General features: G+C 62.5%; 11 protein-coding genes. 3 read left to right on the top strand and 8 right to left on the bottom strand.

Annotation, left to right across the window (positions count from 1 at the left end; all coding sequences use genetic code 11):
- Both clpX and clpP read right to left on the bottom strand, forming a co-directional pair.
- On the bottom strand, positions 1-1,254 hold a 1,254-nt coding region (gene clpX / locus EN964_RS13460; RefSeq protein ID WP_127276433.1), incomplete at its 3' end, for an ATP-dependent Clp protease ATP-binding subunit ClpX.
- A 297-nt stretch (positions 1,255-1,551) separates the two neighbouring features.
- Positions 1,552-2,181 (bottom strand): ATP-dependent Clp endopeptidase proteolytic subunit ClpP, encoded by a 630-nt coding sequence (gene clpP, locus EN964_RS13455; RefSeq protein WP_013532191.1) that lies wholly within the window; start codon positions 2,179-2,181, stop codon positions 1,552-1,554.
- 339 nt (positions 2,182-2,520) lie between these two features.
- Here clpP and EN964_RS13450 point away from each other — a divergent pair, with 339 nt between their 5' ends.
- On the top strand, positions 2,521-3,111 hold the full coding sequence (locus EN964_RS13450) for a hypothetical protein (protein WP_127269904.1): 591 nt from the start codon (positions 2,521-2,523) through the stop codon (positions 3,109-3,111).
- 17 nt (positions 3,112-3,128) lie between these two features.
- On the opposite strand, the gene EN964_RS13445 is transcribed toward EN964_RS13450, so the two are convergent.
- Complete coding sequence (locus EN964_RS13445) at positions 3,129-4,232, bottom strand: FAD-binding oxidoreductase (RefSeq protein WP_127269906.1); 1,104 nt, start codon at positions 4,230-4,232, stop codon at positions 3,129-3,131.
- Positions 4,233-4,335: 103 nt separating this feature from the next.
- Here EN964_RS13445 and EN964_RS13440 point away from each other — a divergent pair, with 103 nt between their 5' ends.
- The gene (locus tag EN964_RS13440) at positions 4,336-5,586 is read left to right on the top strand and encodes a cytochrome P450 (RefSeq protein ID WP_127269908.1); all 1,251 of its coding nucleotides are present in this window, start codon (positions 4,336-4,338) and stop codon (positions 5,584-5,586) included.
- Between the two features lie 54 nt (positions 5,587-5,640).
- Positions 5,641-6,366, top strand: coding sequence for a transporter substrate-binding domain-containing protein (locus tag EN964_RS13435; protein ID WP_236383322.1), 726 nt, complete (start codon positions 5,641-5,643; stop codon positions 6,364-6,366).
- Positions 6,367-6,436: 70 nt separating this feature from the next.
- Here the strand turns inward: EN964_RS13435 and EN964_RS13430 are convergent, their stop codons facing one another.
- From EN964_RS13430 to EN964_RS13410, 5 genes are all read right to left on the bottom strand, one after another.
- Positions 6,437-6,787 carry a cupin domain-containing protein gene (locus tag EN964_RS13430; RefSeq protein WP_127269930.1) on the bottom strand — a complete coding sequence of 117 codons (351 nt, stop codon included), beginning with the start codon at positions 6,785-6,787 and terminating at the stop codon, positions 6,437-6,439.
- 6 nt (positions 6,788-6,793) lie between these two features.
- Entirely contained in the window at positions 6,794-8,074 is a 1,281-nt protein-coding gene (locus tag EN964_RS13425) for an O-acetylhomoserine aminocarboxypropyltransferase (protein ID WP_127269928.1), read from the bottom strand.
- A 225-nt stretch (positions 8,075-8,299) separates the two neighbouring features.
- Entirely contained in the window at positions 8,300-8,821 is a 522-nt protein-coding gene (locus tag EN964_RS13420; RefSeq protein WP_127269926.1) for a CoA-binding protein, read from the bottom strand.
- Positions 8,808-9,572, bottom strand: a complete 765-nt coding sequence (locus EN964_RS13415) for a GNAT family N-acetyltransferase (protein WP_127268570.1) — start codon at positions 9,570-9,572, stop codon at positions 8,808-8,810. Before EN964_RS13415 ends, EN964_RS13420 begins: the two co-directional genes overlap by 14 nt.
- On the bottom strand, positions 9,569-9,947 hold a 379-nt coding region (locus tag EN964_RS13410), incomplete at its 5' end, for an AAA family ATPase (RefSeq protein WP_164775810.1). The genes EN964_RS13410 and EN964_RS13415, both read right to left, overlap by 4 nt.

Genomic DNA, 9,947 nt, shown 5'->3' with positions numbered 1-9,947 from the left:
CTTTTCCTTCTGCTCGGAGTAGATGTAGAGCGGCCGGGCACTGCCGGTCACCACCTCCTCCGAAATCACCACTTCGCGCACGCCTTCGAGCGCGGGAAGCTCGAACATCGTGTCGAGCAGGATCGCCTCCATGATCGAACGCAGGCCGCGCGCGCCGGTCTTGCGCTCGATGGCGCGCTTGGCGATCGCCGAAAGAGCGTTCTCGTGGAAGGTCAGGTCGACATTCTCCATCTCGAACAGCCGCTGATACTGCTTGACCAGCGCGTTCTTCGGCTCGGTCAGGATCTGGATCAGCGCCGGTTCGTCGAGGTCTTCCAGCGTCGCCAGAACCGGCAGACGGCCTACAAATTCGGGGATAAGACCGAACTTCAACAGATCCTCGGGCTCGACCAGGCGGAAGACATCGCCAGTGCGGCGATCCTCGGGCGAAGCGACGACCGCGCCGAAACCGATCGAGGTCTTGCGGCCGCGATCCGAGATGATCTTGTCCAGCCCGGCGAAGGCGCCGCCGCAGATGAACAGGATGTTGGCTGTGTCGACCTGCAGGAACTCCTGCTGCGGGTGCTTCCTGCCGCCCTGCGGCGGCACGGAGGCGACGGTGCCTTCCATGATCTTCAGGAGCGCCTGCTGCACGCCCTCGCCCGACACGTCGCGGGTGATCGAGGGATTGTCCGACTTGCGCGAAATCTTGTCGATCTCGTCGATGTAGACGATGCCGCGCTGGGCGCGCTCGACATTGTAGTCGGCCGATTGCAACAGCTTCAGGATGATGTTCTCGACGTCCTCGCCGACATAGCCGGCTTCGGTCAGCGTCGTCGCGTCAGCCATGGTGAAGGGCACGTCGATGATGCGGGCCAGCGTCTGCGCGAGCAGCGTCTTGCCGCAACCGGTCGGGCCGATCAGCAGGATGTTGGACTTCGCCAGCTCGACATCGTTGTTCTTGCCGGCATGTGCGAGGCGCTTGTAGTGGTTGTGGACCGCCACCGACAGCACGCGCTTGGCGTAGGGCTGACCGATGACATAATCGTCGAGAACCTTGAGGATCTCCTGCGGTGTCGGCACGCCTTCGCGCGACTTCACCATCGAGGTCTTGTTCTCTTCACGGATGATGTCCATGCAGAGTTCGACGCACTCGTCGCAGATGAAGACCGTCGGACCGGCGATCAGCTTGCGCACTTCGTGCTGGCTTTTGCCGCAAAACGAGCAGTAAAGCGTGTTCTTGGAATCGCCGCTGTTGTTGCCGACCTTGCTCATTTTCATGTCCTTTCATGGCCGCCCGCCGATGGTCTGGCTGAAAGGGCGCATACTCTATCTATCGCGGGAATCCGCCGCCGCCAGTGTGTCCCGGCTCCCGCAACGCATTCCGTACGAAACACAAATCAGAAAACGTGGCAATGATTCGCGACAACCCCGCATAAAGCTAAGCCGCCGAAACTCAACATAGCCTTAACGTAGGCAATCCTGTCCCCCGAGGGAACAGCCAATTGTGGCCGAAATGCCGCAAGACGCGCCAAAAGCGCGTGATGGTGCCATCCAACTGCCAACTTGCCTTTATGCCAGCGCCCCTTCGGCCGCCTCGCGCGACGAAATGACCTTGTCGATGAGGCCGAAATCCTTGGCTTCGTCGGCGGTCATGAAATGGTCGCGGTCGAGCGTTTTCTCGATCTCTTCGTAGCTCTTGCCGGTGTGCTTGACGTAGACCTCGTTGAGGCGACGCTTCAGCTTGATGATATCCAGGGCATGGCGCTCGATGTCGGACGCCTGGCCCTGGAAGCCGCCGGAAGGCTGGTGAACCATGATGCGGGCGTTCGGCGTGGCAAAGCGCATGTCCTTGTGACCGGCGGTCAGGAGCAGCGAACCCATCGAAGCCGCCTGGCCGATGCAGAGCGTCGACACGGCCGGCTTGATGAACTGCATGGTGTCGTAGATCGCCATGCCCGAGGTGACGACGCCGCCCGGCGAATTGATGTAGAGGTTGATTTCCTTCTTCGGATTCTCGGCTTCGAGGAACAAAAGCTGCGCGCAGACCAGCGTCGCCATGCCGTCCTCGACCGGACCGGTGATGAAAATGATGCGCTCCTTGAGGAGGCGCGAGAAAATGTCGTAGGCCCGCTCGCCGCGATTGGTCTGTTCGACCACCATCGGAACGAGGTTCATGTAGGTTTCGACGGGGTTCTTCATCAGATATCTCTTATCTCGCGGTGGGATTCCGGCGCCGGGAATGCCGGCAGATCGGGCAGAATCGGTTCTGGATCGTTATTCCGTAAATAGGATGCCGGCTCATCCTTGTGCAAGGCCGACCCCTCCTAGCCATCTGGGTAAGTCGAATCAAGCTTTCTGACCAAGGATTCGCGGGCGGCGGATGCTTCCGCGGGTCCGGAGCCGCATGGCCGGCCGCGCAAGGTAGCAGTTTCTTAACCGCGTCACTTAACGAAATGCGCCGAAACCGCTTTTTTCCGAGACGGCTTCCTCTACAATTCAACGTTGAACTTATGCGTAGAGTTCAACAGGGGAAGTGTCATGCCCGGGAAAACCGCATGCTTCACCATCGCCGGCCTGACCATGCTCGGCACGATTTCGCAGACGGCGGCCGGCGGCCGCGCCGTCGAATGTTACGAGCCGGTCCGCAGTCCGGCCGTCTACGACACGGTCTATGAAGACGTGATGATCAGTCCGCCCGGTCAGCAGGTCGACTATATCGCCCCTATCTATGGCACGCGCGAGCGCGTCGTGATGACCGTTCCGGCGCAAGTGACCTACCAGGTCGTGCCGGCCGTCACCCGCACCGTCTACCGCACGGTCCGGATCGATGGCGGCGGCTATTCCTGGGAATGGCGCGTCGTCCATGGCCGCAAGGTGCTGTGCAAGGTCTGGCACAAGGCGCGCTACGAACGTGTCGCCAAAACCGTGGTGATCCAGCCCGAACGCACGCGGCGCGTGGTCATCCCCGCACAATACGACAGGATCGCCCAGGAGGTGCTGGTGCGGCCGGAGCAAAGGCGCATCATCGATGTTCCCGCCTCCTACCAGACCGTCGCGCGTCGTGTGCTGGTTCGCGAGGGTTCATCGGGCTGGCGGCGGGTGCATATTCCCAGGCATTGCCAGAATTAGGTCACCCCCGGCGGCGCTCAGGCGACCTCCGCCCGCAGCCATGCCTTCAAGCCGGCAATATCCCCATCGCCGACAGCAGCGGCAACGCGCCTGCCGACCGCCGCGCCGAACTTGTAGCCGTGACCGGAGCATGCCGAGACAACAAGGCATTTGCCCTTTTCATGCGCCATGAATTTTTCGTCTGATGTGAAAGTGTAGGCGCAGGTGACGACCTCGGTCACACGATAGTCCTCGATGCGGTCGATCGGCGGCGAAAACAGGTTGCGGATCGCCTCGCCCTCGCCCGCCACCGGCTGACGGTTCCAATCGGCGTCGCTGGTCGGCACCCTGTGCCGCCCGGACCCGAATTTCATGCCGGCGCCGCCGGAGGGCGGGATCACATAGCCGTCGATCGCGCCGCCGACATCGAGGACGACCGGTGCCGCCTGCCAGGCCGCCTCGAGATCGGCGGGCGGTTCGACATAGGCAAGTGCGGTTCGATAGGTCTTCAGCTCGCCGTCCAGCTCCGGAAACAGTTTCAGCACCCAGGCGCCGGCGGCGACAACGATGCGGTCGGCCTGCATGGTCTCACCGCTTTCGAGCACGATGTGGCCGGCTTCGGCGTCGACTTCGACGACCTTGCTATTTTCGTAGACATTGGCGCCGTTGGCGCGCAGCCACTTTGCCAGGCCGGACGCGATCTTGCGGCAATGCAGGGCGCCGCCTTCGGTTGAGAAATAGGCGTAGCGGAACGACCCGGCTTCCAGGAACGGCCAGCGCTTCACCGCAGCATCGGGCTCCAGCAATTCGAACGGAAAATTGCCTTCTTCCAGGCCCTCGCGATATTCCTCGGCCTCGTCGCCCGGCTCGCGCGAAATGCAGACAAATCCTCTGGGATCGAGGTGGCTTTCGCCGAGATCGGCCCACATCTCGTCCCAGGCCTGGTAGGCTTCGGTGATCAGCCGGCCATAGCCGGTCCCCGCGCGGTAGGCGCGGCGGATGATGCGATGATGGTCGCCCGACGCGGCCATCGGGTTTGGGATCGGCCCTTGCTCGACGATCGAAACGCTGTGGCCGGCCTTGACCAGCGACCACGCCGTCGAGAGACCGGCAATACCCGCACCGACAACGATCACCTTCATCAAATCAGACTTTCCGCAGCCGGTTGGCTGGCTCAACGTATTGGATTGCGGGCGCCAACATACGGTCTGGAACCAAGCTGGCAAGCCGCGCTATTGGTCTGGCATGAGCAAATGGACGCCTACCGCCCTGGCCTTTGATCCAGCCACTCGACATCTGCGGCTCGACCCGCACGAGCCGGCCTTTTTTCAAAACCCTTATGATGCCTATGCTTTCCTGCACGGCGTATCGAATGCATTCTTCTGGGAAGAATTCGGCTTCTGGTGCTTTGGCGGTTTCGACGACGTCAACCGGCTGCTGCGCGATCGCCGCTTCGGCCGGCAGAACCCGGCCGGCATTCCAGACAGCCGCGGCATTGGACAGGACCGCAGCCATCTCAGGGCCTTCGACGGCGTCGAAGCCAATTCGATGCTGGAACTGGAGCCGCCGGTGCACACGCGGCTGAGAACACTGGTCAACCGCGCCTTCGTCTCGCGTCAGGTCGAACGGCTGCGGGCGCGTGTCGAGGCTTTGGCCAACGAGTTGATCGACCGTTTCGAACCAGGCAAGGCGGTCGACCTGTTGCCTGCTTTCGCGGCGCCCTTGCCGATCACCATCATTGCCGAAATGCTCGGTGTCCCGGTCGAAATGGGGCCGCAACTGCTCGACTGGTCGCACCAGATGGTCGCCATGTACATGCATGGCCGCACACGCGCGATCGAAGAGACGGCCAACCGTGCCGCCCGCGAATTTGCGGATTTCCTCCGTGGCTACGTCACCGAGCGACGCCGAAATCCCGGCGACGACCTGTTGTCGCTGCTGATCTCGGCGCAGGAGGACGGTGAGAGGCTGTCGGAGGACGAGATGGTGTCCTCGGCGATCCTGCTGCTCAATGCCGGCCATGAAGCGACCGTGCATCAGACCGGCAATGCCGTCCGCTCGATCCTTATGCAGGGCGGCGATGTCAGCCGCTTCTTCGGTTCGCCCGAGGCGACCGCGGCAACGGTCGAGGAATGCCTGCGCTTCGACGCGCCGCTGCACATGTTCGCGCGCTATGCCTATCAGGAGATCGAGGTCGCGCCCGGCATCGTCGTGCAGCCGGGCGAGACGATCGGGCTGCTGCTGGGCATGGCCAATCATGACCCACGCGCCTTCGCCGATCCCCTCGCCTTCCGGCCCGACCGTGCCGACCAGAAGAACGTGTCCTTCGGCGCCGGTATCCATTTCTGCATCGGCGCGCCGCTCGCCCGGCTCGAATTGCAGGTGTCGCTGAAAACCCTGTTCGAACGGCATCCGAAGCTGCATCTTGCCGAAGAGGCGCGCTTTCGGGACACTTACCATTTCCATGGGCTGGAAACGCTCGCCGTCGGCTTTTGACGGCCACAAGCCGGGGCTGCCTCAGACTGTGCCCGGGGAATAGGTGGCGCCGGTTTGCCTGATCTGACTGAGTTGAAATTCGCCTTCCTGGAAGAGCCGCCATTCTGCTTTGCAGGTGCATCGGGCGAGGTCTCAGGCTGTGACGTCGAGCTTGCGCGCAGGCTCGGTGACATGCTCGGATTGGCGAGCTTTAAGCCGATCGAAGCCGAATTCGCTGAACTGCTGCCGGGATTGGTCGAGGGTCGTTGGACCATGACGACCGGCCTGTTCGTCTCCGAAGAGCGCAGGCAGCTTGTCGACTTCACACGGCCGATCTGGGCGCTGCAGGACGGGTTGCTGGTCGCGAAACACAATCCGCGTGGCTTTCGCGGCTACCAATCCATTGCCGAGGACCGGACAGCGTTGATTGGTGTCATAACCGATCAGGTTCAGCATCTTACGGCGTTGCACAACGGAATCGCGCCCGAGCAGGTCAGGACGTTTGCAACGCAGGCGGATGCGGCGGACGCAGTGGCCAGCGGCGCGGTGCACGCCTACGCCAGCGTTGCGATGGCGCACCGAGGCTATCTGACCCGGCGGCCCGATATGCCGCTTGGGCTTGTCGAGGTTCCCCCGATTGAAAAGCAGCCGTCGGCCGGTGCCTTCGCGATCGCCAAAGGCAATTCAGCCCTGCTCCGGCGCATCGATGCTTGCCTCGATGAATTGGTGGGCAGCGACTGGCACCGACGGATGATGGCGCGATACGGATTCTCGGACAGCGATATCGACCGCATCGTCTGATCCGTGCATCTTTTGTTGTTCGACCATGATCTTTACCCGAAAACCGGCCTCCACTTTTCGGGATCACGGTCTACAGCTTGATCACATACTCCTTGCGAGTCGTTTCAAGCACTTCCCAGCTGCCTTTGAAGCCGGGCCTGAGCACGAAGCTGTCGCCGGCCTTGACGGTACGCGCCTGCCCGCCGTCTTCCGCGATCACCGAAACGCCGGACAGGATGTGGCAGAACTCCCATTCGTCATAGACGATGCGCCATTTGCCCGGGGTCGATTCCCAGATGCCGGCGTAAAGGCCGCCGTCGCGCTCCTCGACATTCCAGGTGAGGAATTTGGGATCGCCCGAGATCAGCCGATCCGGCGTCGGCGCGCCCTGTTCGGCGTCGACAGTGTCGACGCCGATGGCAAGAAATTTTGACTCGCTCATGATCGGTCAGACCTTGGCTAGCGCCTGTTCGAGGTCGGCGACGATGTCGTTGACGTCCTCGATGCCAATCGAAAGCCGCACCGTGTCCGGTCCTGCGCCGGCCTTGACCTTCTGCTCGTCGGAAAGCTGGCGGTGCGTGGTCGAGGCCGGGTGGATGACCAGCGACTTGGTGTCGCCGACATTGGCCAGGTGCGAGAACAGCTCGAGCGCCTCGACAAATTTCACGCCGGCGTCATAGCCGCCCTTGAGAGCGAAGGTGAACACGGCACCGGCGCCCTGCGGCGAGTATTTCTTCTGCAGCGCATTGTTCTTATCGGTCGGCAGGCCTGGATAGTTCACCGACGCGACCTTGGGGTGGTTGGACAGCCAGGCGGCGACCGTCACGGCGTTGTCGCAGTGGCGCTGCATGCGAAGCGGCAAGGTCTCCAGGCCGGTCAAGATGAGGAAGGCGTTGAAGGGCGAGATCGCCGGACCGAGATCGCGCAGGCCGAGCACGCGCGCGGCAATGGCGAAAGCGAAATTGCCGAAGGTTTCGTGCAGGACAAGACCGCCATATTCGGGGCGCGGTTCCGACAGCATCGGGTATTTGCCCGACTTCGACCAGTCGAAGGTGCCGCCGTCGACGATGGCGCCACCGATCGAATTGCCGTGGCCACCGATGAACTTGGTCAGCGAATGGACGACTATGTCGGCGCCATGCTCGATCGGCCGGATCAGGTAGGGCGAAGCCAGCGTGTTGTCGACGATCAGCGGCAGGCCATGCTTGCGCGCGATGTCGCCGATCTTCTCGATATCGACGAAGGTGCCGCCCGGATTGGCCAGGCTCTCGATGAAGATCGCCTTGGTCCTGTCGTCGATCTGGCTCTCGAAGGTCGAGATGTCGTTGGTGTCGGCCCAGCGCACCTCCCAGCCATAATTCTTGAAGGCATGGCCGAACTGGTTGATCGAACCGCCATAAAGCTTGTTGGCGGCAACGAAATTGTCGCCCGGCTGCATCAGATTGTGGAACACGATCACCTGCGCGGCGTGGCCGGAAGCGACCGCGAGTGCCGCCGTGCCACCTTCGAGGGCCGCCATGCGCTCTTCCAGCACCGCCTGCGTCGGATTCATGATGCGGGTGTAGATGTTGCCGAAGGCCTTCAGCCCGAACAGCGACGCGGCATGGTCGGCATCGTCGAAGACGAAGGAGGTCGTCTGGTAGATCGGCGTGGCACGCGCGCCGGTCGCCGGATCGGGCTTGGCACCGGCATGGACGGCGAGCGTGTTGAAACCTGGCGTGCGGGTCACTGAAAACCTCCCTTTTGAAACTCTTGAAATCGCCGGGCATTCTTGGCGAAGCATGAGCGCGAATGCAAAGAAGAAAATGCCCTTCGGCGAACGATCTGCGGCCGAGGCCCGAGAAAATGCACTGGTCTAAGGAATAATTTTGCGCCCAAGGCGCATTGCGCATCAGGCCTTGCTTTTGGTGCACGTCGTTATCCCAAAACCGCCGCGCACTTTTAGCGACGTGTCCTACTTCTGGCGCACGCCAAAACTCTGGAATCCCGACCGCATCAGCGGCTTCTTCGACGACAGCACACCGGAATTGACGCCGGTCCAGCCGATCTCGCCGGACAGCTTGCCGTATTCGATCTTGGGGCAGCGGTTCATCACCACCTTGATGCCGGCGGCCTCGGCGCGCGCGGCGGCCTCGTCATGGCGAACGCCAAGCTGCATCCAGATGACTTTCGGCAAGGGATCGAGCCGCAACGCCTCGTCGACGATGCCGGGCACCGCCGCCGGCGCGCGAAAGACATCGACCATGTCGATCGGCTCGGGAATATCGGCGAGCCTCGCATAGGTCATCCGGCCGAGGATCTCCTTGCCGGCCTGGCCAGGATTGATCGGAAACACCGAAAATCCCTTGGCCAGCAGATATTTCAGCACGAAATAGCTTGGCCGCACATCGTTGGCGGACGCGCCGACCATGGCGATGGTCTTCACCGAATTGAGGATGCCGGCGATGTAGGTGTTGTCGTAGCTATCGTGGTTCATGCGGCTTCCTGCGGTAGTGGTATCGGTAAAGTTCACGGCTGAACCCAAGCGAGGCATAGAGAGCGCGAGCCGGCGTGTTGTCGACCACCACCTGCAAGCATGCGGCGTGAACCCCTGCCCGCCGCGCCCAGCCGATGAGGCCGCCGACAGTCTTGCGGCCCAGACCTTGCTGCCTGAAACGGCCATCGGTTTCAACCGATTCCACCACAAGCAGGCCATTGCGGATGACGCCATAGGCCAAGGCGGCAATTTCGCTGTCGCGTTCACAGGATACGAACGCCCGGTCGCCGACGATCAGCCCGGTCATCTCGCGAAAGATGCGGCACTCGGCGTCGTCAAAGGTCCCCATGCGGAACCGCGCCGCGAGCCAGTCCTCGCCCGGCACTTTCGAAACGGTGACCTGCTCATCGCGGACTTCAGCCAGGTCGCCGATCCCGGCATGGAGATGGATCGTGCCGCCTTCCGGCTGGTATCCGCGATGGTCGAGTATGGCTTCGAGCTCGCCGGCGATGTCGGGAACCCGAAACAAGGGCGTCTGGCCGTGGCCGATGTAGAAGGACTCGGCGGCGCCGATGACAGCATCCGGCGCGCCACGCTGGCCGCGCAAGGGATTGGCCGAATTGGTGCGCCGGATCCGTCCGCCGGAGCGCCGCAGGAGCCAGCCATCAAAGATCGCCCCGGTCGCCGCCGGCCAGCCTTCGCGGCATGCCTGCTCGACGCGCCAGTTGAGATCATCGTCGCCGGCGCTCACGCGTCATCCTCCCGCAGCGCTTCCTCCATGAACGCCTGCGGATCGGTACAGAAGTCGCGCATCATGCGAAAATGATCGGTATCGCTGAAATCGGTCGGGTCGAGCCCGAAGCGGCTGATGCGGAACAGCCGCGCGCCGGGACAAGCCATCAGCAGCGGCGAATGCGTCGCCATGATCACTTGCGCGGTGCCCGACTGGTCCATGCGCCGCAGCATCTTGAGCAGCTCGATCTGTCGCGTCGGCGACAGTGCGCTCTCGGGTTCGTCAAGGATGTAGATGCCCTGCCTGCGGCAGCGCTCCTCGAAAAATCGGATAAAGCCCTCGCCATGCGACCAGGACAGGAAGTCCGGCGGCGCCCCGCCAGACTGCAGCGGT

Origin of the sequence: Mesorhizobium sp. M7A.F.Ca.CA.001.10.2.1, assembly GCF_003998575.1 — a bacterium.
GTDB lineage: Bacteria > Pseudomonadota > Alphaproteobacteria > Rhizobiales > Rhizobiaceae > Mesorhizobium.
Note: the sequence above shows the minus strand (reverse complement) of the source record. Positions and strands in the feature narration are given on the sequence as shown.